The sequence below is a fragment of the Planktothrix sp. PCC 11201 genome (assembly GCF_900009135.1).
Lineage (GTDB): Bacteria > Cyanobacteriota > Cyanobacteriia > Cyanobacteriales > Microcoleaceae > Planktothrix.
Genome location: NZ_LT797711.1, coordinates 457271 through 480975 on the forward strand (window position 1 = coordinate 457271; position 23705 = coordinate 480975).

19 protein-coding genes are annotated in these 23705 nt (G+C 40.7%); 12 read left to right on the forward strand and 7 right to left on the reverse strand.

Annotated elements, in window-relative coordinates; all coding sequences use genetic code 11:
• Window positions 1-218: 218 nt before the first annotated feature.
• The 7 genes from PL11201_RS24290 to PL11201_RS24320 all read left to right on the forward strand — a co-directional run bounded on the left by PL11201_RS24290 (window position 219) and on the right by PL11201_RS24320 (window position 10133).
• Window positions 219-953: an undecaprenyl-phosphate galactose phosphotransferase family protein gene (locus PL11201_RS24290; protein WP_079681417.1), complete on the forward strand. Its 735-nt coding sequence runs from the start codon at window positions 219-221 to the stop codon at window positions 951-953.
• A gap of 357 nt (window positions 954-1310) precedes the next feature.
• Window positions 1311-2339, forward strand: a complete 1029-nt coding sequence (gene gmd, locus PL11201_RS24295; RefSeq protein WP_079681418.1) for a GDP-mannose 4,6-dehydratase — start codon at window positions 1311-1313, stop codon at window positions 2337-2339.
• 26 nt (window positions 2340-2365) lie between these two features.
• Window positions 2366-3310 (forward strand): GDP-L-fucose synthase family protein, encoded by a 945-nt coding sequence (locus PL11201_RS24300; RefSeq protein ID WP_079681419.1) that lies wholly within the window; start codon window positions 2366-2368, stop codon window positions 3308-3310.
• A gap of 330 nt (window positions 3311-3640) precedes the next feature.
• Window positions 3641-4771: a hypothetical protein gene (locus PL11201_RS24305; protein WP_079681420.1), complete on the forward strand. Its 1131-nt coding sequence runs from the start codon at window positions 3641-3643 to the stop codon at window positions 4769-4771.
• 371 nt (window positions 4772-5142) lie between these two features.
• Window positions 5143-6237, forward strand: a complete 1095-nt coding sequence (locus tag PL11201_RS24310; protein WP_079681421.1) for a glycerol dehydrogenase — start codon at window positions 5143-5145, stop codon at window positions 6235-6237.
• Window positions 6238-6540: 303 nt separating this feature from the next.
• A complete protein-coding gene (locus PL11201_RS24315) occupies window positions 6541-9444 on the forward strand; it encodes a glycoside hydrolase family 10-like protein (protein ID WP_079681622.1) in 2904 nt (967 codons plus the stop codon).
• Window positions 9445-9557: 113 nt separating this feature from the next.
• Window positions 9558-10133 (forward strand): Uma2 family endonuclease, encoded by a 576-nt coding sequence (locus tag PL11201_RS24320; protein ID WP_079681422.1) that lies wholly within the window; start codon window positions 9558-9560, stop codon window positions 10131-10133.
• Window positions 10134-10322: 189 nt separating this feature from the next.
• On the opposite strand, the gene PL11201_RS24325 is transcribed toward PL11201_RS24320, so the two are convergent.
• Both PL11201_RS24325 and PL11201_RS24330 read right to left on the reverse strand, forming a co-directional pair.
• Window positions 10323-10763 carry a hypothetical protein gene (locus PL11201_RS24325; RefSeq protein ID WP_079681423.1) on the reverse strand — a complete coding sequence of 147 codons (441 nt, stop codon included), beginning with the start codon at window positions 10761-10763 and terminating at the stop codon, window positions 10323-10325.
• Between the two features lie 21 nt (window positions 10764-10784).
• Window positions 10785-11132: a hypothetical protein gene (locus PL11201_RS24330; protein ID WP_079681424.1), complete on the reverse strand. Its 348-nt coding sequence runs from the start codon at window positions 11130-11132 to the stop codon at window positions 10785-10787.
• 223 nt (window positions 11133-11355) lie between these two features.
• Between PL11201_RS24330 and PL11201_RS24335 the strand changes: the two genes are divergently transcribed.
• The 3 genes from PL11201_RS24335 (at window position 11356) to PL11201_RS24345 (ending at window position 16643) form a co-directional block, all read left to right on the forward strand.
• The gene (locus PL11201_RS24335; RefSeq protein WP_079681425.1) at window positions 11356-12717 is read left to right on the forward strand and encodes an NB-ARC domain-containing protein; all 1362 of its coding nucleotides are present in this window, start codon (window positions 11356-11358) and stop codon (window positions 12715-12717) included.
• Between the two features lie 8 nt (window positions 12718-12725).
• Window positions 12726-13301 (forward strand): Uma2 family endonuclease, encoded by a 576-nt coding sequence (locus PL11201_RS24340; RefSeq protein WP_079681426.1) that lies wholly within the window; start codon window positions 12726-12728, stop codon window positions 13299-13301.
• A gap of 306 nt (window positions 13302-13607) precedes the next feature.
• Window positions 13608-16643 carry an ATP-binding protein gene (locus tag PL11201_RS24345; protein ID WP_079681427.1) on the forward strand — a complete coding sequence of 1012 codons (3036 nt, stop codon included), beginning with the start codon at window positions 13608-13610 and terminating at the stop codon, window positions 16641-16643.
• A 27-nt stretch (window positions 16644-16670) separates the two neighbouring features.
• Here PL11201_RS24345 and PL11201_RS24350 read toward each other — a convergent pair whose 3' ends face one another.
• From PL11201_RS24350 to remA, 3 genes are all read right to left on the reverse strand, one after another.
• On the reverse strand, window positions 16671-18008 hold the full coding sequence (locus PL11201_RS24350; protein WP_079681428.1) for a GNAT family N-acetyltransferase: 1338 nt from the start codon (window positions 18006-18008) through the stop codon (window positions 16671-16673).
• A gap of 10 nt (window positions 18009-18018) precedes the next feature.
• Entirely contained in the window at window positions 18019-18576 is a 558-nt protein-coding gene (gene gmk, locus PL11201_RS24355) for a guanylate kinase (RefSeq protein ID WP_079681429.1), read from the reverse strand.
• 154 nt (window positions 18577-18730) lie between these two features.
• Window positions 18731-18997 (reverse strand): extracellular matrix/biofilm regulator RemA, encoded by a 267-nt coding sequence (remA, locus tag PL11201_RS24360; protein WP_042155623.1) that lies wholly within the window; start codon window positions 18995-18997, stop codon window positions 18731-18733.
• Between the two features lie 311 nt (window positions 18998-19308).
• On the opposite strand from remA, the gene PL11201_RS24365 reads away from it, so the two are divergent.
• Window positions 19309-20280, forward strand: a complete 972-nt coding sequence (locus PL11201_RS24365) for an NAD(P)-dependent alcohol dehydrogenase (protein ID WP_079681430.1) — start codon at window positions 19309-19311, stop codon at window positions 20278-20280.
• 154 nt (window positions 20281-20434) lie between these two features.
• Here PL11201_RS24365 and mtnB read toward each other — a convergent pair whose 3' ends face one another.
• Window positions 20435-21064, reverse strand: coding sequence for a methylthioribulose 1-phosphate dehydratase (mtnB, locus tag PL11201_RS24375; RefSeq protein WP_079681432.1), 630 nt, complete (start codon window positions 21062-21064; stop codon window positions 20435-20437).
• A 93-nt stretch (window positions 21065-21157) separates the two neighbouring features.
• On the opposite strand from mtnB, the gene PL11201_RS24380 reads away from it, so the two are divergent.
• Window positions 21158-22402, forward strand: coding sequence for an RNA-guided endonuclease InsQ/TnpB family protein (locus tag PL11201_RS24380; protein ID WP_079681433.1), 1245 nt, complete (start codon window positions 21158-21160; stop codon window positions 22400-22402).
• A gap of 30 nt (window positions 22403-22432) precedes the next feature.
• Here PL11201_RS24380 and PL11201_RS24385 read toward each other — a convergent pair whose 3' ends face one another.
• The gene (locus PL11201_RS24385) at window positions 22433-23593 is read right to left on the reverse strand and encodes a RuBisCO large subunit C-terminal-like domain-containing protein (RefSeq protein ID WP_079681434.1); all 1161 of its coding nucleotides are present in this window, start codon (window positions 23591-23593) and stop codon (window positions 22433-22435) included.
• Window positions 23594-23705 lie beyond the last annotated feature (112 nt).

The following is a 23705-nucleotide window of genomic DNA, read 5'->3' on the forward strand; positions in this document are numbered from 1 at the left end:
TAAAAATCCCTTCCCGATTGCAGAGGCTTGAAAACCCAGGAATACTTAGATTTGTGGGTAACAAATTTAGCCGTTTCCCCCTGCTGTACTTGAGTTTTCCCGTCCTCAGAGGAACGATTTTCTATCCGAATTTTGACGAACTAAAGCCGAATTACCTATATTGGGTGTCTTGAGGCTTTATGATCAGGACTGTGTGTGGTGTGAATTGAAGGAGTAAGATGACCGCCAATAGCCAACTCATCTTTGGTAAGGGACTTCGGCGTGGGTTCACAAGGCAAGGGGTTCTGCCCTTGGCCTATCGAGCAATACCTGAACGCCTCTCTCTACAGCGTGTAGATGAGGAATTTTGGAAGCGATTGTTTGATATTGTCTTCTCTCTGTCTGTTCTGATTTTATTCGCTCCGGTCTACTTAATTTTGGCTCTGCTGATTGCCTTAAGCTCTCCAGGGTCAGTTTTTTATGTACAGGAGCGCGTCGGAAAAAACCGCAAGTTATTCGGCTGTATTAAATTCAGAACGATGGTGAGTAATGCCGATGAAATGTTAACGCAAATCATGGAAACTTCTCCCCATTTACGAGAAGAATTTCAGAACAATTTCAAGCTCAAACATGATCCTAGAATTACTTGGATAGGTCGGTTTCTGCGGGTGACCAGTTTAGATGAATTTCCCCAATTTTGGAATGTTTTAATCGGAGACATGAGTGTAGTCGGCCCTAGACCTTTGGTTGTGGAAGAACTACACAAATATGGTCGTCACATGGATAAAATCCTAACGATTAAACCCGGTATTACTGGATTGTGGCAAGTTTCGGGACGCAATGATATTCCCTATCCTCGGCGAGTTCAGATGGATTTATACTATGTCACTTTCAAGAATTTTTGGACAGACCTGGGAATTGTCGTTAAAACTATTGGGGTTGTGATTTTTCCTAAAAATAATGGAGCCTATTAGTTCAAACAGAAACATACAGAGATGATTCTCTTTCCCCTTAACTCTTTTAATCGACGGGTTTAGGGGTTTTATTTTGAGTCTAATATAAGTAGACTGGAAGATTTAAGTTAGGTTTAGATCTCCGGTTTCTAAACTCAAAGGGTAGAAGTAGGAATTGAGCCTAACCTTGAATTAAACCTGATCTAAGGTTAATTTGGTTGTAGCTACGATCCTAAAACTCAAGGGTCTACAAGATCACGTTGACTCCCAAATTGCTGAATGTGTTTCAGGGTGCAGATTAACACAATCCCTAGATTAGTTATTAGGTATAATTAAACTCGGGAATATTAACCCACAAAACTCTAAGGAATAGTTTAAATGACAGAACGGAAACGGGCATTAATTACTGGAATCACGGGTCAAGATGGCTCATACCTAAGTGAATTGTTACTAGAAAAAGGCTATGAAGTTCATGGAATTATCCGCCGATCTTCTAGCTTTAATACCAACCGCATTGACCATATTTATAAAGATCCTCACAATGCTGAAGCTCGGCTATTTCTACACTATGGAGATTTAACCGATGGTACCACTTTACGGCGGATTATCGAAGAAGTTAAACCCGTAGAAATTTATAATCTGGGCGCTCAATCCCATGTTCGAGTTAGTTTTGACTCCCCAGAATATACCGTTGATGCCGTTGGAATGGGGGTATTACGTCTCTTAGAAGCGATTCGAGACTATCAACAACGTACCGGAATTGAAGTTCGATTCTATCAAGCGGGCTCCTCGGAAATGTTTGGGAAAGTGTTAGAAATTCCCCAAAAAGAAACCACACCCTTTTATCCCCGTAGTCCCTACGCCTGCGCTAAGGTTTACGGACATTGGCAAACCGTAAACTATCGAGAATCCTATGGTTTATTTGCCTCTAATGGGATTTTATTTAACCATGAAAGTCCCCGTCGTGGCCCCACTTTTGTAACTCGAAAAATTACCCGGGCGGTGGCTCGAATTGTTAAAGGAAAACAAAAGGAAATCTATTTAGGAAATCTCGACTCAAAACGGGATTGGGGCTATGCTAAAGATTATGTTCGAGCCATGTGGCTGATGCTCCAACATTCTGAACCGGATGATTATGTGGTTGCTACCAATGAAACCCATTCGATTCGGGAATTCCTAGATATTGCCTTTGGTCATGTTAATTTAGATTGGCAAAATTACGTCAAATTTGATCAACGTTATCTGCGTCCGGCGGAAGTTGATATTTTAATTGGTGACCCCACTAAAGCCAAAGAAAAATTAGGCTGGGAACCCAGTGTCACCTTTGAAGAATTGGTGAAGTTAATGGTAGATTCCGATCTCAAAGCCTTAGAAGAAACTCAAGAAGCAACCCATCAATTTGATTAATTACGGATACAGTAGAGGCTAAATTTATGAGTCCCTTAGATTTGACAAATAAACGGATTCTAGTCACAGGAGGGGCAGGTTTTTTAGGGCGTCAAGTGGTCGCTCAACTGCTCCAGTCCGGTGCCGATCCAAATCACATCATGATTCCCCGTTCTCGGGAGTATAATCTTTGTACCTTAGACGCTTGTCAAAAAGTCGTTCAGGGTCAAGATATTGTGATTCATTTAGCAGCCCATGTGGGTGGAATTGGTTTGAATTTAGTCAAACCCGCCGAACTTTTTTATGATAACTTGATGATGGGGACTCAATTAATTGAAAGTGCCTATCGGGCGGGGGTGAAAAAGTTTGTCTGTGTGGGGACAATTTGCGCCTATCCCAAATTCACCCCAGTTCCTTTCAAAGAAGATAATCTTTGGGAAGGTTATCCCGAAGAAACTAACGCACCTTATGGAATTGCTAAAAAAGCTTTATTGGTGCAGTTACAATCCTATCGTCAACAGTATGGTTTCAATGGTATCTATCTGTTACCCGTGAATTTATACGGCCCAGAAGATAATTTTGATCCGAAAAGTTCCCACGTTATTCCCGCATTAGTTCGCAAGGTTTATGAAGCTCAAAAACGGGGAGACAAAACCCTTCCCGTCTGGGGAGATGGCAGTCCGACCCGGGAGTTTCTCTATTCAACGGATGCGGCCAGGGGTATTGTGATGGCGACTCAATTATATAATGAACCCGACCCAGTGAATTTAGGCACAAATCACGAAGTCACAATAAAAGACTTAGTAGAAACGATTTGTGAATTGATGGAATTTCAGGGAGAAATTGTTTGGGAAACCGATAAACCTAATGGTCAACCTCGGCGCTGTTTAGATACAACTAGAGCTAAAGAAAAGTTCGGGTTTGTGGCAGAAGTTGGCTTTAAGGAAGGGTTAAAAAATACCATTGAGTGGTATCGTCAACACGGGGAATAATTGTTAACCCATAGGGCTTAGTAGGATGGGTCATGCCCATTCTACTATTAAAAAACGTCCTTAAAATTTATCTATGAAGTTGCACTGAATAAAGCAAAAATAATTTAATATTACTCCCAAAATTGGCTTTTAAAAAAAAGTTTTTTATCAGATAAAATATGTTTGTAAATCTATAATATATCCTCTATTTATTAATAGGTAATCGCATTTTTTTATCAATGCAGGCGGTACATATCCATAATGAAAAATATTCATATTACAAAAAGATAAATTTATAAAGTTATTCTGTACTATCAATTCTTAACCAATATTATTAGAGAGCAAAAATTAATGAGCGATTCCTTGGGACTTAACGCCGATACCTCGACTAATCCCATAGTCAGCGTCAAAGTCAATCGAACTATCATCTCTGAAAATGGTGGGATAGGGGCTTTCATCATCCGACTCAGTGAGCCTGCACCCAGCACCGGGCTGAAGCTGAATATCAGTGCCCTCGACAGCGATAATGCCGGGCCAGATGTCACCAATGAAAAGAGTACAAATCTAAGCATTCAAATGGATCCGGTCACCAAGAAACCTGCTGCCCTCACCATTGTCCCAGGTGCCACCGAAGCCAGACTCATCCTGACAGGCATACCTGATAATGTAGTCGAAGGGGATGAAGTCAGTACCCTCAGCTTGTTACCCGGTACAGGCTATACCGTTGCACCCGGCTTTAGCACCGATGCGATTACAGTGACTGAGAAACTCGTGGTGAGTGTCACGGCTAGTCCAAATGCGATCGCTGAAAATGGTGGGGTAGGGACTTTCACCATCAAACTCAGTCAGCCTGCACCCAGCACCGGGCTGAATCTGAATATCAGTGCCCTCGACAGCGATAATGCCGGGGGAGATGTCAGCAACACTAAGAGTGAAAATCTAACCACTCAAATGGATCCGGTCACCAAGAGACCTGCTGGCCTCACCATTGCCCCAGGTGTCACCGAAGCCAAACTCATCCTAACTGGGATACCTGATAATGTAGTCGAAGGGGATGAAGTCAGTACCGTAACCCTGTTAGCCGGTGAAGGCTATATAGTTTTACCGAGCCAGAGCACCGATGGGATTACGCTAATTGATGGTATTATCAGCAATCCCAGCTTACGGACTGCGACTCAATCACCTTCCTTTACAACTGGTGCTGCTGATCCCCTGACCGGTGAAAACCTGGGGATTCGCTTAATGAACTTAAATACAAACAGAGGTACAGAAGTTGACTTTGATAATATTAGTCTAAAAGCTCAAAGTTTAATTACTAATTCGATTACACCTAATCAAGCATTACTCAGTCGCCCTGAAGTTATGCTCAGTAGTCTTCAAGATAATGACATCCTCTATAGCAAAGCCCTGTCTCCCATGATGTTTAGTAGTAACGGGAATAATACAATTTACCCTAATAATGGGAGTGAATTTTTTGTGTAATTAGGGTATTTTAAAATTAAGTTTCGCACCTTTTTTTACAAATATCAAATAAACCCCTTGTTGTTGGAATGAGTGTCCCCAAAAAAGACATAATTCAAGCCCAACAACTGGGGGATTTTGTTTGTTACTGTTAAGACCCCTAAAAAAGACAGGGCTAAAGCCCAACAACGAACAAGGATAATTAGCTTGAGATCAAGAAGTTTGATTAGCAAAATAATTGTAACAAATTATTGTCAATTATTGTTGATTTAAGAGGGATAGTTTATAATACTATAGTGACGTGAATTAGAACTAAAACAGAATTAGTTATTCCTTCAGGTTCCTGACTGCTGCGGTGAGTAAGAGTGTTCGTTTTGAACAAGGAGCAAACCGTGATTACTACAGCGATTTTCCCAGCCCGATATGTTCAAGGCATTCATGCCATCCGGTTCCTGGGTGAAGAATTGAGTCGTTTAGGTCGCAAAGCCCTGGTAATAATGGGGCCAGTAATTTTTCCGAAATTGCAACCTGTTGTTGAAGAATTCACCCAGGGAAAAATAGAGATTTATCTGGAACGTTTTGGAGGTGAATGTTGCGATCCTGAAATTGAACACATGGTCAGTTTAGGTGCAACTCAAGAAGTAGATTTAATTGTGGGAATTGGAGGCGGAAAAACCATCGACACGGCTAAAGCGACCGCCTATCAACTCAAACTTCCCGTGGCGATTGTTCCGACCATTGCTTCCACCGATGCCCCCTGTAGTGCCCTATCTGTGATTTATACCCCGGAAGGGGTGTGGGAGCGTTATCTAGTCTTGCCGCGCAACCCCGATTTAGTTTTGGTCGATACCGATATTATTGCCCAAGCTCCGGTGCGGTTCTTGGTGGCGGGGATGGGAGATGCCCTGGCAACTTGGTTTGAAGCCGAAGACTGTCAGATCAAACGCGCCAAAAATATGACCGGACGGATGGGGCCAATGACCGCCTTTAGTTTGGCCCATTTGTGTTATGAAACCTTGCTCGAATATGGGGTTTATGGCAAAATTGCCTGTGAACAACAGGTAGTAACTCCGGCTTTGGAACGGATTATCGAAGCGAATACCTTGCTGAGTGGGTTGGGTTTTGAAAGTGGCGGACTCGCCGCGGCCCATGCGATTCATAATGGGTTTACGGTTTTGGAAGAAACCAAGAAATTCTGGCACGGTGAAAAGGTGGCTTTTGGGGTTTTGGCGATGTTGATTTTAACTGATCGCCCCAGTCAAGTGATTGATCGGGTGTTCAGTTTTTGTGAATCCATCGGACTGCCTACGACTTTAGCCGATATCGGACTGGAGGGAGTCAGCCCTGATCGCCTATTCTTAGCCGCAGAGCGGGCTTGTAGTACGGGTGAAACCATCCATAATGAACCCTGTGAAATCAGTCCCGAAGCTGTGTTCGCAGCCATGTTAGCTGCGGATGCCCAAGGACGAAGACGGAAACAATTCTAGGTTGATTTTCTGATATTTAGGAGCGATCGCTTTTTTGGGAGGTAAAAGAGCGATCGTCTTAATGATATTCTTCCTCACAACTATTAATTAATTAGAGTTCGGCGTTTAATTCCCTTCAATACAGATGCCTGGTAGAATGGTTAAGATTTGTATGATCCTCGTCCAATTTTAGGGGTGTGGAGTTGGAAAGACAGAGAATCCGGCAGAATTAAAGGTTTAGCTCCAAAAAAGGGCTTGATAGTTCTGTCTATTTATGGTATTTTACCTAAATTGATTTTATCATTAAAAAAACAATATAAACCAATGGTTCAACGGCGATCACAAACGTTTTTCCAACAGATTATCCTGGGAACTCTTGCCAGTACAATTTTACAATTATCAATTCCCCTAACTTGCTTAAGTCAAATAAATACCCCATTAGGGGTAATCCGTGATTCAGAACAAACCACAGAATGGAATAGCATTGAACAACGCTTAAAAGCCAGTCGAATACCTTATCAAACCCTGGATTTAAACAATATCAAAAGCCTCGCCGATCTTCAGGGAATTGGAATTTTATTTTTACCTAATCTAACTGTTATTAAAACCGAACAAGCTAAGGTTCTGCAAGAATGGGCAAAACAAGGGGGACAGGTGATTGCCAGTGGCCCGATCGCAGAAAAATCTACCCCTTTAGTTCGTCAATTATTGCGATCAATTTTAGGTTCCTATTGGGCTTTTCCCCTGACAGTTCCCGCTAAACCCCAAATCGCGAAAAATCGCTGTCGCACTCAAGATCCTATCTGTGCTTCCCTAACAACTTGGGGGCCAATTCAAGCTAATTCTAACGCCGTTGACGGGGGGGTTTTAATTCCCACTACCTTAGAAAGTTATACCGCCGGAATTTGGGAAGCTAGTGGGAGTTCTCCCGCCGTGATTACGACTCAAAAAGCCACCTATTTAGGCTGGCGCTGGGGAAATCAATCTTCGGCGGAGGTTGATATTGCTTGGTTGCAAGCGGCGCTTAGTCGTCATGGTTTGGCTGGAAACCCGACAACGACTCCCGTCGCCACTGCGACCGTCCCCGTCCCGCCCCCAACAGCCCCAGCAACAGTCATCCGTCCGGTTACACCACCGCCCCCAACATCTACCCGTCCGGCTCCTACAGTCCCTATAGCAGAACCCCGTCCAGTTCCCCCACCGCCCCCAATAGCCACTCGTCCCGCTTCTGCACCCCTATCCCAACCTACGACGCCCAGGGTACGGCCAATGGCTACCATCCCATCTCCACGTCCGGTTACACCTGCAATAGTTCCCCTGACTCCGGTTTCCCCCCCCCGTTCAACCACACCACCCCCCGCCCCCAGCTTAACAGCGACTCGGACATTACCTAATACTCCGGCGGTTCCCAGTGGTTTTATTGACCCTTCCGAACAAATCGCCCCGGCGGGTTTAGAAGTGCAGCCCGGAAATCAACCTATTGAGGAATTAACGGCGATCGCCATGCGTCAGGAATTAATAGATTTATTGGGACGTTTTGAAAATGCTTTAATTGCCTCAAATTCAGGTAATATTCCGATTAATTTACAAGTCGCATCCACTCAATTAATCGCAGGAACCGGGGGAAGTCTAGCCAGTGCTAATTTCAAAAAATCCGATCAAATTATTACCAAAGCCAGAGAAATAATTAAGAATTTTCCACAATTAGTCGCTCAACAAAATTGGGCAGAAGCTCGCCATCAATGGTTAGAAATTCGTCAACAATTATGGCAAAATTATCCCACAGAAGGAGAACGATTAGGGGCAGAAATTCGGGCGGTTTGGTTAGACCGAGGAACTATTGTTAAAGCCAGAAGTGAGGCGGGACTGGCGCAAGTGTTTGATCGGTTAGCGGCGGCGGGAATTAATACGGTTTATTTTGAAACAATTAATGCGGGTTATCCAATTTATCCCAGTCGAATTGCGCCTGCACAAAACCCTTTAACACAAGGTTGGAACCCCTTAGAAGCGGCGGTGAAATTAGCTCACCAACGGGGTATGGAATTACACGCTTGGATCTGGGTTTTTGCGGTGGGAAATGACCGCCATAATCAACTTTTAGGACAACCCAGTAGTTTTTTAAGTCCGGTAATTCAAGCCCATCCTGATTGGATCAATATTAATAATTATGGGGAGTTAAGAAATACCCGCGATCGCAAAGTTTATCTCGATCCCGCTAACCGGGAAGCTAGGGCGTATTTAATGCGTTTAATTAATGAAATTACCGCCTATAATGTCGATGGATTGCAGTTAGATTATATTCGCTATCCTTTCCAAGATCCCAGTGGAAGTTACACCTATGGTTATGGAAAAGCGGGACGGGAACAATTCCAACAATTAACAGGAGTTGATCCGGTTAATATTACGCCCAAGAATAATCAATTGTGGAATCAATGGCTACAATTTAAAACCCAACAGGTGACATCCTTTGTCGCAGAAGTTTCGCAATTTTTGAAGCAACAAAAACCTAATGTAATTTTATCCGTTGCGGTGTTTTCTAATCCTGAACAGGAAAGGATTATGAAAATTCAACAACAATGGGAAGTTTGGGCAAAAAACGGTTATGTGGATTTAATTGTTCCGATGACCTATGCAATGGATACCAACCGTTTACAACGTATTACTCAGCCCTTAACCCAGGAACAAAAGTTAGGGTCGGCGTTAATTAGTCCGGCAATTAAGTTATTAAATATTCCTGAAATTGTAGCGATTGATCAATTACAATCCTTACGGGATTTACCCACAGGTGGATATTCAATTTTTGCTGTTGATAGTATTGGTAATAATCTCCAAAACTATTTTCATAGAACTCAAAATAATTCCTCGAAAACTCAACCTCCCATTCCCTATCGACAACCCTTTGCTGCGGCGCATGATCGCTATTTAGCCTTAAAAAGAGAATGGAGTTTCCTGTTAGGAAATGAACAACTTTGGATTCGAGATGGGGAACTAAAAGCCTTGAGTACCCAAGCAGAAGATTTAGCACAAACCTTAAAACAATTAGAGGATAATCCCTCACCTCAAACTTTAGAAATAGCTCAACAAAAGTTAACAACCTTCCAAAAACAATTCCAAATATCTATGCGTTTACAAGCCTTAGAACGTCCTTATCAAGTCTCTAGTTGGGGCAATCGTTTGGCGAGTATTAATATGTTATTGCGTTATGGAGAAAGAAGAATAAAAAATTAATCAGAAGATAGTTTATTGTTGGGCTTTAGTATTCTGGGCACTCGGGAGTCTAAGTCCAACAATGTTATACTTAATAAAATAGCAAAGGGATGTTACAAAGTTGAGGTAACAACATGACTCAAACCCCTATAAAATTAACTTTTGAAGAATATTTAACTTATGATGACGGAACAGATAATCGTTATGAACTTGAAGATGGGGTGTTAATTCCGATGACACCTGCGAGTCCGATTCATTCTGATATTATCGGGTTTTTGTTTATCTGTTTTTATCAGGAAATTCAAAGACGGAATTTAGACTTAAAAGTAAAACAGGGAGATGTGGGGATACGAACTAGATTAAGTCGCTCCCGACAACCAGATATTGCGATTATTCAAGGAGAAGATTGGCGACGGTTACGAAAGTTTAAAAAATCAGCCATTCTGGAAGTTCCGGCTTTATTAGTAGTAGAAGTTGTGAGTCCTGGGGAAGATAACGAAAACCGAGATTATGTTAAAAAGATGACTGAATATGCGGAATTTGGGATTTCCGAATATTGGATTATTGATCCTTTAACGGAGCAAGTTATTGTTAATTTTCTGATGAATGGAAGTTATCAGAATACTATTTTTACAGGTCAACAAAGGATTATTTCTCAACTATTCCCAGATCTTAATTTAACCGTTGAGCAAGTTTTAGTTGTAGAATAAAAGTTTGAAGGAGTGACCAAGAAAGCTAAAGCAAGTTTAAGTGAGTTGTACAAAAAAATGTCAAGTCAAGATTATTAATCTTAAAAAATATTGATATTCCCGTGTAGGGGCGAGGCGCGCCTCGCCCCTACGATGGGATGAATTTGATTTTAAACCATTTATACAACGGATTTAGACTTGCTATAAAAGTTAAGAACACCGACCTGTATACTTCATGAATGCTGTAGGATCTGAGGAAATTCGCTTAACAAGAGGAGCGTTATACCGTTGTCTATATTCCAGTTGTACTTGAGGGTTTGGAAAGCCACAAAAGCTACCATTACCAAAACTGAAATACCCTGAATTGCCAAAATCAAAAAAGGCTCTAGGAACTGGACAAAGCCCAATATACTTATAAGTTGAAATGGCGGTTATGTTCAAGCCGGGAGCAGGTCTTGAGCGTCTAAATATCTCAACGTGCCCAGGTGTTCTCATGTCGCAAATTGTTCCACCTGCTTTAGCATACACTATCCCGTTAATGGCAAAGTATCCATCAACCCACTCTGGCATTGTCTCAGCAAAACCTGGTTTTTGTTGTGCAGAGACTGCTATAATACCAATGATTACTGAACTCAGGAAATAACGATTCATATTGTTTTTAAGTGAGTTAATTCAAATCATAGTTGCTATAACTTGCATAAGTTCAGTCAGATTTACTGTGACTGTTCCAAATGGAGTATCAACTCCAAAATGTAATTTGTTGGGGTCGGGGTTGCGAGGATTAATATCGCCAGTAGCATGGGTTGTCAAGCTATAAGTAATAATGTTCTTATTTCCATTAAATGGAATGTGAATAGTTGTGACTTGTCTATGTCGAATTTGAACATCGTAGCTTAATATTCCACTGTCACTCAACTGTAGTTTTTTTATTTCTGAATCACCATCATTGCCAATACAGATTGAGTCAAAGTAATTTTCTAAAGCACTAGCAATTCCTGTACCCCGTAAATCTCTTGACATTGTACCTCCAAGGTCTAACTATTGATGCAACCACTGGATGTAAGATAATATTCCTTTTGGTTAGCTTATCCGCACATCCGTGTGTTACTACAGTCATAAACGAAAACCAATTGCTCTGTCAGTCGGATCGTGTCGGAACTTTTTCCTAAAAAATTTCTAAAATGTCGGAAAAAGATCGGAAAAATCGGATAAGATCAGATAAAACTACCAGTCTCACCTCGCTATGGATATTGCAGAAGTATTGAAACTTGCCGATCAACTGCTTTTCACCCATACAGGCGAACATTTAGACCTTCTGCAAGAAACAATTCTTAAAGGGACATTACAGGGCAATAAATACACTGAAATTGCATCGGAAAATCATTTAAGTGAAGGTCATGTTAGAGATACTGCATCGGAATTATGGCAAACTTTATCGAAAACTTTAGGGGAAGATATTAATAAATCAAATGCACGGTCTATTTTAGAAAAAATTACTATCTATAACAGTGTTTCCTCTGGAAATTTTATTAGTTTTCATCAAATCAGTATTTGTTCAAAACAAAAGAAAGAGCCTAAATCTTGTCCTCTATTCAAACCATCCGAAAACAACCATTTAGACTTAGATGCAACTCCAGAAATTACCGATTTTTATGGGCGGGAGGATGAACTAAATACTTTAAAAACATGGTTAATTCAAGACCATATCCGTGTTATTACTTTGGTTGGTATGATCGGAATTGGCAAAACTACGCTGGCTGTCAAACTGATTGAAGAAATCCAAACGGAATTTCAATATATTATTTATCGCAGTCTGCAATATTGTCCAACCATAGATGTTTTTTTAACAGATTTACTGCAAAGTGTTGTCTCTCCTCCTGTTTTTCCGAATACCCTAGATCGTCAAGTTGATTTATTGCTGAAATTTATTAGAAAACATCGCTGTTTAATTATTATTGATGATCTGCAAATGCTCTTTGAAACCGGACAATATGCAGGTCAATATAAACCCGAATTTGAAGGGTATTATTTATTATTTAAACAAATTGCTGAATTGTCTCATTTCAGTAGTTTTTTATTAATTACCAGCGAACAACCCGAATATTTAACAGTCGATCATCTTAAATTTTTTAGATCATTAAAACTTTCAGGATTGGGAGATTGTGCTACCAAAATTTTCAGAGATAAAGAATTATTAGATCAAGACAATTGGTATGATTTAATTGAAAAATATCAAGGACATCCTTTATGGTTAGAAATGACAGCTACGATGATTCAAGAACTATTTTCTAGTCGAGTCACGGATTTTTTAGCTTATCCTTCCTTAGTATTAAGTAATGAAATCACATTTCAATTGAGTCGTTTATGGAGTAGATTAACTGAGTCAGAACAACAGGTGATCAATTATTTAGCCAAACAAGAAAATGGGGTTGCTTTGATGCAGGTTTTACAAGAAATCCCTGATAAACCCACAGATATATTAAAGGCGATACAATCGTTAAAAAGACGTTGTTTGTTAGAAGATAATAGCCATAAAGATCAGCATAGCGCTTCTTTACTAAAAATTAATTCAATTTTAAAAAATTATATTATATTACAAAGTTGAGGTAAGACATGACTCAAACCCCTGTAAAATTAACGTTTGAAGAATATTTAACTTATGATGACGGAACAGATAATCGTTATGAACTTGAAGATGGGGTGTTAATTCCGATGACACCTGCGAGTCCGATTCATTCTGATATTGTTGAATTCCTCTATGATACTTTCAAAGCTGAGGTAAAAAGACTAGGGTTAGACTTAAAAGTAAAGCAGGGAGATGTGGGGATACGAACTAGATTAAGTCGCTCCCGACAACCAGATATTGCGATTATTCAAGGAGAAGACTGGCGACGGTTACGACAGTTTAAAAAATCAGCCATTCTGGAAGTTCCGGCTTTATTAGTAGTAGAAGTTGTGAGTCCTGGGGAAGATAACGAAAACCGAGATTATATTAAAAAGATGACTGAATATGCGGAGTTTGGGATTTCCGAATATTGGATTATTGATCCTTTAACAGAACAAGTAATTGTTAATTTTCTGATGAATGGAAGTTATCAGAATACTATTTTTATAGGTCAACAAAGGATTATTTCTCAATTATTCCTCGATCTTAATTTAACCGTTGAGCAAATTACCCAACCTTGGTAGGTTTTAGAGTGAAACTTTTATACTTGTGGTATTTACTCGGTGACTGACGCCTATCAATCCAACTTCAAACGGTAATTGCAGATGTTAAAACTGAACTTTGGTTGAGTCCTATTAACCTATTTTGTCGAGCATCATTGATACGATTGATAAACTTTTTCCTCGGCAATTATCCTTGACTTTTCCTAAATCAGAGACTATTATTACTGGTGAGTCATAGTTTTAGGTAATCTAAAAGTTAAGATAAGAAAAATTACCTAAATTTAACTGGTCTTATTTCTTAACCGACACAATTCGATTATAAAAAATATGCTCTCACTTTCACCCCATAAATTGCCTAGAACTTTAAGTGCGTTAGAAACCTATGGTTTTGGTTTAACAGGATGGCCAGGGTGGATTGGGGTATTTGCGGCGATGAACTATGCTCTTGGCGCATCAGCTATTTGGGTATGGATACCCGCAACTTTAGTGGGAATACTGATCACCTATCAAGTTAAACAACTCGGTTTCCATCGGTTAGAAATAGCGGGTGGAACTCCCAACTACACTACAAACTTACTCAAACATTATCCCCTCCTAGGCAGATATGCAGCGATCGGCTACCTGAATGGCTGGGCAAGCGTTATTGCTATAAGTGCTGTAGTCCTTTCAGACTTAATTCAAAACAATTTAACAGTAGTCGGTTTGAGCATTCCGCCCACTTTCCTCAAAATCTGTCTCCTCTTGCTTCCCTTCATCGTCGCCTTTAGCGGCACTCGCGCCATCAGTATTCTCAATCTTTTTCTGGTAGTAACAGCTACTGGCTCTATAGTGATTTTTACCTTGCAGGGGCTGGGTTGGTTAATTTTTTCCCCAGCTAGTCCAGGAATTGTCCCGTTAAGCTGGAAACCCTTGGGCTTTACTGATTGGGCAAAGTGGTTCTTAATTGCTACTTATACCACCTATTCTTCAGAAACCGCCTCCTCCTTTGTCGCAGATAGCCGCGAACCCATCAAAACTTTGAAATTTCTGAAGATTGCGGCTTGGTTGCAAGGCGGGATCTTTCTGGGTGCATCTTGGGTGGCGATCCAGCTTGCCTTTGACCCAAACCATAGGGACGATCCCTACCTCCATCTAATTGCCGCTTCCCAACCATTCTGGGGCAGTGGAGCCTCAATGATGGCAACATTTTTACTCACCACTATCGCTCTGTTACCATTAACAACAGCAGTTTGTAACTGTTCTCGCATTCTCTATCAATTGTCACAAGACCGCTACATGGCTCCTGTATTTGGGGTGGTTTCTCGGCGGGGAGTTTTTGGCCCAGCATTAGTTTGGCTATTTGTAATTTCTTTAGTCTATTTAGCTTGGGGAAATTTAACCCAGATTGTTTTTATTGCTACTGTGGGTTGGTTTAGTTCCTATATTTTGCTTCACCTTGCCATCTGGTTGCGCCGCAAGAGAGATGATGTTCTGTTCCCCCATCTGTCTTTGGGTTTATTCTTAATGGAAGTAGTGATTTTATGCGTAGGTGGTATTGCTTGGGGCTGGGGTAATTTCCTCTTGGGCTTGATATTTCCCCTGGGGGTTATGGCGACCGATATTGTGATTCGACGACTTCCTTTCAAAATATTTCGCCCCAGTTGGTGGCATCAGCTTTATCAACCCAAAGATCAGCAAATTATTAGGGAATCGCTGATGTTTCAGGTGTCCACCCTAATTTTTCTCTTATCGGGTTCAGTCCTAATTGGTTGGGGATTTCGTGCTTTATTGGATACTCAAACGATTGGTCGAGGAGAGAATTTAATTGTAGTATTGTTGCTGATCGTGGTGTTTGTGGGAGTAGCGATCGCTTCTTGGACGAGCCTGCCCCAGATTGCCGCCTTTGAATCTCAGATTGCCGCCTTTGAAGCGATTGAAGCTAGGGAAAAAGCGGAGAGTGCTAACCAAGCTAAAAGTGAATTTCTGGCTAACATGAGTCACGAATTGCGAACTCCCTTAAATGGCATCCTGGGTTACGCTCAAATTCTCGGACGCTCCAAAGCTATACCGGAAAAAGAACTTCAGGGAATTAACATCATTTACCAATGCGGTTCCCATCTACTCACCTTAATTAATGATATTCTCGATATCTCAAAAATTGAAGCGCGTAAACTCGAACTCACCCCGAATGCCATTTATTTGCCTTCCCTAGTCCAAGGTGTTGTCGAAATTTCTCAAATCCGCGCTCAACAGAAAGGTATTGATTTCCACTACCAACCCGATCCTAAATTGCCCAGTGGTATTATCGCTGATGAAAAACGTCTGCGACAGGTATTAATTAACCTCTTGGGTAATGCGATCAAATTTACCGATCGAGGCAGCGTCACCTTGAAAGTCGAACAATTAGGATCAAATAGCAATCAACTCTTTGATAATCTTCAAAAACCGCTTTCTTTGACTCGTTTGCGCTTTTCAATCATAGATACGGGAATTGGTATTAGCAACGAAGATATACAGAAACTATTCCAAGCTTTTGCACAGGTAGGAGAACGTAGCCGTCAAGCTGAAGGTACAGGTTTAGGACTAGCGATTAGTCAGCAAATTGTTCAATTAATGGGAGGGAAAATTCAGGTCGAGAGCGAACTAGGAATAGGCAGTAAATTCTTTTTTGAAGTGGAATTACCCATAAATAATGAATGGGTAGAGGAACAAACAAGTAGGGCTGGTAATATAATCAGCTATCAGGGAGCGAAAGAAAGAATTTTAATTTTAGTTGTAGATGATCGCTGGGAAAATCGCGCCGTGATTGTCAATCTATTAGAACCCCTGGGTTTTGTACTGATTGAAGCTGAAAATGGACAAGAGGGTTTAGATAAAATGCGAGAAACTTTACCCGATATAGTAATTACAGACTTGGCAATGCCCGTCATGGATGGCTTTGAAATGCTCAAACAATTACGCAGTGATCGGCAGTTAAAAGCATTGAAAATTGTGGTTTCATCAGCCTCGGTATCCCAAGTAGATCAGCAGATGAGCCTCAATGCCGGAGGTGATGATTTCCTGACTAAACCAGTTGATGCTCAGGATTTATTTAATGCCTTAGCCAAGCATTTACAACTAACTTGGAACTATGAAGAAGTAGGAAATACAGTACCAGTATCCACTTTAGAAATTATTCCTCCGGCGGCTGAGGACTTAGAAGTCTTATTGGAACTGACTAAACGAGGAAAAATTAAAAATCTGGTTTTGATGGCAGAACAGATTGGTCAAAAAGATGCCCGTTATCAACCTTTTATTCAAGAACTCTTAGAACTTGCGAATCAATTTCAGTTGAAAAAGGTCGAGCAATTAATTCAAAAGTATAGCAACCACCAAGGCGGTTAAGCCATTAGCTTCTATTGCATCCCTTGATCAAGATGAAACCCAAAACATTCCTTTAATCCCGTTAGGATCGGTAATAAACCCTAAATTATGATAGAAATTAACCGCTTTATTCCCAGCAAATAACGTAATATTTTCAATATTTTGCAATTGTAGCTGTTCTAAGGTATACTGAATTAAGGACTTTCCTAATCCTTGACTTTGGAAGTTAGGATGGATGACTACATCCCAAAGGGTCGCGTTATAAACATGATCGGAAACAGCCCGGGCAAACCCAATTAATTGTTTTTGGGTGGGGGTAATAAACCACAGGGTAACGACTAAAAAACTGTGTTCTAGGGCGATTTTCATGTGTTTGTGATCCCGAGTCATCCAATTCACGGCTTCAAACAGTTGATCGAGTTGGTCTAAGTCAAAATCAATATCGGTACTAAAAATAAAGGGTTCGAGTTGTTGATAGGTTGCTAAGGGAATATCAAAATTATTGGTACTGATATCAGTTGTCAGACCTTGATCATATTTAGACCATTTCTGGGAAGTTTTATTAATATTTTGATGTTGTAAATTAATTGATGTTTCTAAGTCATTTTTTTTCTGCAATAGAGTATTAAACTTTTCCGAGATAAAAATTTGATCAGGATAGAATTGTATCGCCATTTGATATAGTATTAAAGCGGCATTAATTAGATGTTTTTGCTGGAAAAAATCCGCAATTTTCAGCCACGCGCTTTGATTTTGACTTAAAAATTGCACAATACTTTGATATTCAGGATACTGTTGCTGATTTTGAATTACTTTTTGATAATGGGCGATCGCTAAATCAAACTTTTCAGGTAAATGATATTCTAGGGTTTCTCCCAATTTAGTCGCAATTAATACAAAATCCTGTTCCTGATTGGTTTGATGCAAAATCACCAAACTTTTCCAATAATTAATAATCGCTAAATTCCATTTTTTTTGATGAAATAAAACATCGGCTAAATTACAATAAGACCAATGAAAATGGGGATTTAATTGTATAGCTTTCCGATAAACATGAACCGCTTCTTCCCAATGTTTTAATTTTAATAAACCATTCCCTAAATTATGATATGACCAGGAAAAATTAGGATTAAGTTTAATCGCATGACGATAATTAATGATGGCATCTTGCCATTGTTCCTGTTTTAAAAAAACATCCGCTAAATGGTGATAAAACCAAGAACAATGGGGATTTAATTGGATCGCCTGACGATAATTAGAGATCGCCGCTTGCCATTGTTCCTGCTGATCATGCAAACGCCCTAAATTTGCATAGGATTCAGCCGACTTGACATCCTTTGCCATCACATTTAAAGAATCGGGTTTGAGCGGGTCTTCCTGGGGCATATTTTGGGGCTTAAACGGGAGAATATAACACGGATTCTAAACGCCGTAAGGCAAAATCTAAATCATCATTAATCACTTCAAAATCAAACTCACTGGCGGCGTCGATCTCCGCTTTTGCTCGCATTAAACGCCGTCGAATAGCATCTTCAGAATCCTGACCTCTACCGCGTAAACGACGTTCTAATTCATCAATAGAAGGGGGCATAATAAAAATCCGTAAAGCCGAGGGAAAGGTGGAACGAATTTGGCGAGCGCCCTCTAACTCAATCTCTAATAAAACCGATATTCCCGCCTCAATTTTTTCTTTAACAGCAATTAAGGGAGTTCCATAATAATTCCCCGCAAATTCAGCCCATTCTAATAACTCTCCTGCTTCGATCATGTTTTGAAAATGAACCCGATCAACAAAATAGTAATCTTGTCCATGGATTTCACCGGGACGAGGAGAACGAGTGGTCACAGAAACGGATAAATGGAGTTCAGGATGATCTTTGAGTAGGGAACGAACCAATGTTCCTTTTCCGACCCCGCTAGGGCCTGTCATCACAATTAATCGGCCTTTTTTCATAGTATTTTTATCAGGTTAGAGGGTTGAAAACAAAGTAATGGGGAATCCCTGATTTTCCCTTGAACCTGCTGATGGATTCAAGGCATTGAATCGGAATCTTTTTATTTTCTCATGCTATGCCGATGGAAACCAAGGGGAATCAATCACAAATCCCCTAATCATCGCGGGAATTGCCGTCTTTGGTCATCACAAAGCGATGGGCAACGGTTTCCGGCTGAATGGCTGAGAGAATCACATGGCTAGAATCCGTGATAATTACCGCCCTGGTTCTGCGTCCGTAGGTGGCATCGACTAACTGTCCTCGCTCCCGAGCATCATTAATAATCCGCTTAATCGGGGCTGATTCAGGGCTGACAATGGCAATCACTCGATTAGCAGAGACAATATTACCAAAACCAATATTGATTAACTGAATATCCATAAAAATTGAATTGATAGGATCTGTCAAAGTTTTTTTCTACCATTCTATCATAGTTAAAATTTATCCGATTTACAACGCTTAATTCCAGAAAAAATCTATTTTTTGTTTACTTGAGTTTGCCTTATATTGTTAAGTTAAAACTCAAAAAACGACTATTCTAAATCAGTTATCGCTGATCAATTATGGGTCTATTGCCCATTCCCTATTTTCAAAAACCTTATTTTTTAGTACGGATTGAGACTGACTCTATTTATCCCCAATTCTATAATTTTGTGTTAAACTAACGGGTGTTAATCCCTAATTAATTGATTATGAAAGCTATTGTTATTCATCAATATGGGTCGCCTGATGTTCTTCGTTATGAAGATATTCCGACCCCAACAATTAAACCCGATCAAGTTTTAGTCAAAATTCATGCCAGTAGTATTAATCCCGTGGACTGGAAGATTAGACAGGGATTATTACAACCAGTATCGGGCTACAATTTCCCCAAGGTTTTAGGCTCGGATTTAGCCGGGGAAGTGGTGGAAATCGGCTCCCAGGTGACGCGCCTCCGGGTGGGAGATCAGGTTTATGGCTTCGTTAACCCGTTATTTGGGGGGGCTTATGCCGAGTATGTGGCTGTGCCTGCCGGGAATTTGACCTATAAACCTCAAAATATGACCTATGCGGAGGCTGCGACGGTTCCCATAGCGGGATTGACGGCGTTACAGGGGTTATTAGATTTAGGTCAATTGCGACCCGGACAGAGGGTTTTAATTAACGGGGCGTCCGGCGGTGTGGGAACCTTTGCAGTGCAAATTGCTGTGGCCCTGAATGCCGATGTTACGGGGGTTTGCGGGACGTCTAATGTTGATATTGTTAAACGTTTGGGAGCCCATACGGTGATTGATTACACTCAGGAAGATTTTACCCAACAGGACATCCAATACGATATTATTTTTGATGCGGTGGGGAAACAGTCCTTTTTTAATTGTGAAAAGATTCTACAATCCGATGGCATTTATATCTCAACTTTGCCCACAATTGATAATATGGGAGCGACATTACAAACTTTATTATTTTCGGGTAAAAAATCAAAATTAGTCTTAGCTCAACCGAGTCGCCGAGATTTAGACGCCTTGCGAGATTTAATTGAAGCGGGCAAAATTCAAACGGTGATTGATCGAACTTATCCCTTAAATGATCTAGCCGAAGCCCATACCTATAGTGAGATGGGCCGCACCGTTGGCAAAATTGCAATTACGGTGAATGAGGGGTTACAAACTATTAATATTGATTGATTGTTTTGGGTCAATTTGGGGGAGTAGGGGAGGTAGGGGAGGCAGGGGGAGCAGGGGGAGCAGGGAGAGCAGGGGGAGCAGGGGAGGCAGAGGAGGTAAACTATTACCCATTCCCTATTACCCATTCCCCATTCCCCATTCCCTATTCCCCTTATTAATGTTGAAAATTCAATCCCGCTTGACGAGCCGCCACAATATAACGGAAAATATATTCTACTAATTCAATATGGTTTTCTGCGGCTTCTGGAGAATCTGCCCAAACCGTTACCCCATGATTTCTAATTAACAACGCCGGAACATTAGGAGAAGTTTGTTTAAACCGTTGAACAATTGCTTCCGCAATGCGAGGCACTTCTAAATAATTCTCAAAAACAGGTAGATAAACTTTAGGGTTTTCTTGCCAAATTCCCAAGCCTTTTAACATCTCAATGGGTGGTAAAAGCAGTTGTTCATGATTAATAAAGTTTGAGACTAATTTGGCTTCAACGGAATGAACATGATAACAGGCATTTGCCTCGGGAAACAAAGAATATATAGCTTGATGAATACTGGTTTCTGCCGAGGGTTTATTATTCGGATTGGGATTTTCTAATATCTCTCCAGTGAGAGACATTCTCACAAAATCCTCTGTCACTAATTTGCCTTTTTGTTTGCCACTAGCGGTAATCCAAAAACTATTATCGGGCATTTTAGCCGAAAGATTTCCAGCCGTCCCTGCCATCCAACCCAGTTGATGAAATTGGCAAGACGCATATATTAAAGATTGACGGAGATCGGTTTTCATCGGAAATTTGGGTAGAAACCCCGTCCTTTTAGGACGGCTTTACATTTAGAGGTTTTCGCTATATACTAGAGAAATAGTGAAACACCTGAGAAGATGTACGCCACTCAAAAAAACCAACTTAGACGACTTAGCCAGCAGGAATTTAACGCCCTGACTGTTTTGTGTCGTTTGAGCAAGAATCTTTTTAATATGGCGTTGTATGAATGTAGGCAGTATTTCTTTACTCAAAGAAAGCGACTGACCTATGAATCTAACTACCATATTTGCAAGTCTAATGAGAACTATCGGCTTCTTAATACCGATATTGCTCAACAGACAATGAAGGTGGTAGATAGAAGTATGCGGTCTTTCTTGGGACTTCTTCAAGCCATCAGTATAGGACGCTGTGAACAAAAACCACAACTGCCTAAATACTTGCCCAAAGATGGTTATTTCCCTTTGATTATTCCGAGAATTAAAGTTAAAAATGGGGTGTTTAATATCCCCATGTCTCAACAATTTAAACAGGAATATGGGGAAGTGAAAATCCCACTCCCAGAAAGACTGAAAGACAAGAAGATTAAGGAGGTACGAATACATCCGAAATACTCGGCTCGATGGTTTGAGATTGAGTATATTTATGAAGATGAAAAAATCGAAACATCTGTTGATTCCGAAAAAGCGATAGCTATTGACTTGGGGGTTAATAATCTGGCAGCTTGTTTTGACACTGATGGGCATCAATTTTTGATTGATGGCAAAAGACTTAAAAGCATTAATCACTGGTATAACAAGCGTAACGCCCAGCTTCAATCTGCCAAAGACAAGCAAGGGATAAAAGGGATCACAAATAAACAGGCACGACTTAATCAAAAGCGGAATGACTCTATTCGAGATTATTTGAATAAATCGGCTCGAATAATAATCGACCATTGTTTGACTTATCAAATTGGTAAATTGATAGTTGGTTACAATCCGGGTATCAAGCAAGAGATTAATATCGGACGTTCTAATAATCAAAACTTTGTCCAGATTCCTTTTTGGCAGTTGAGACAAAAACTTAAAGCTTTGTGTTGTCGATACGGAATTGAGTATGGTGAGCAAGAGGAATCTTACTCCTCTAAAGCTAGTTTTTATGATCAAGATGAGATCCCTATTTACAATGCCGATAATCCCAGTAAACAGAAGTTTTCTGGTAGAAGGATTAAGAGAGGATTGTATAGAACAAAGGATAGACATCTGGTTTCGGCTGATATTAATGGTAGTGCCAATATTTTGGTTAAAAGTAAGCACAGACTTGATTTTGAGCGAGTGTCTAGCGGGTTTTTGGCTAACCCTTTAAGGATTTACGTCTCTTAAGAATCCCCGCCGTTTTACGGCGCGGGAGTGTCAACCCCATTTTTCCATCGCCTGTTTAAGAGCACCAGGGGGCATTTCCTTAACATCAAAGGGTAGACCCCGTTGATACCAGTCGAGGGCTTGGAAGAAGGCATTAACCCCCGCTCCTGGGCCGTTTGGATGTTCCATAATCCCCGTCCCAGCATTCAGAATTACGTCCTTGCCATAGTCCGATAGGGCTTGGGGGACAATTCCGGGGTGAATTCCAGCCGAAGGGACAGGGAACACATTCCGCGATCGCAACTGCTCACAAATCCGCTTTTCCTCAACGGGATCAAAGGGTAAACTACCATAATGGGCGGGATATAAGACCGCATCCGCCCCGCCATGGGCCATCAAGGTTCCCAAAATCACGGAATAGGAAAAACCCGTATCCCCAGAGGCACATAACGCCCCCGCCAAGGCAGGATGGGCGAAAATTGGAACATTCACCTCTGGATCGGTGGCTAGGGCTTCTAAGACCGAAAAACCGTAGGTGAGAACATTTAATAATAGGGCATTTGCCCCTTCTTTAACCAGTATTCGGGCTTTTTCTAATAGGGTTTGGGCGTTTCCCGTAACATTAACTGCATACAAAACTGTGCGCCCGGTTTCTTGTTTAATTTGGTCTAAAATTGGACGACTAGCTCTTAATCTTTCTAGGGTGGGGGCGGTGTTTAAATCCCCCATAATTTCATCATCTTTAATAATATCTAATCCGGCCGTTGCCACTTCTTTTAAAATTGTAGCATGATCCTGGGCGGATAGTCCTAGGGCGGGTTTGAAGATTGCCATAATTAGGGGACGATCAAAAACTTGCAATTGTTGGCGAATTCCTGATATGCCAAATTTTGCAACCCGACCATAATTTTTATCGAGTCTAACGGCAACTATTTTACCAACTCCGGCCATAGAATATTTGCCAAAAATCATTGTTAGTAAACTAGCAATATCATTTTCAACGTTAATTTCTGGAAATTTAACCGTGGCAATACTATAACCTTGTTCATCGGTTTTGATATTAATAACTTGGGCTAAATGCGATCGCAAATTATCTTCCCGATGGCTAAATCTTTCGTCCCAAGTTCCAGCAGTTTGTCCAATAGCAATGACTTTCGCCTGACGCAAGGCATCAATATCAGGAGGAAAACGATAATCAACTTCAATGGTCATGGTTTTTTATTCTGGCAATAATGATCAATACAACTCAAAAAATATGAGTTTTAACCTCAAGATTGATCCCCCTAAATCCCCCTTAATAAGGGGGACTTTGAATCAGGTTTAC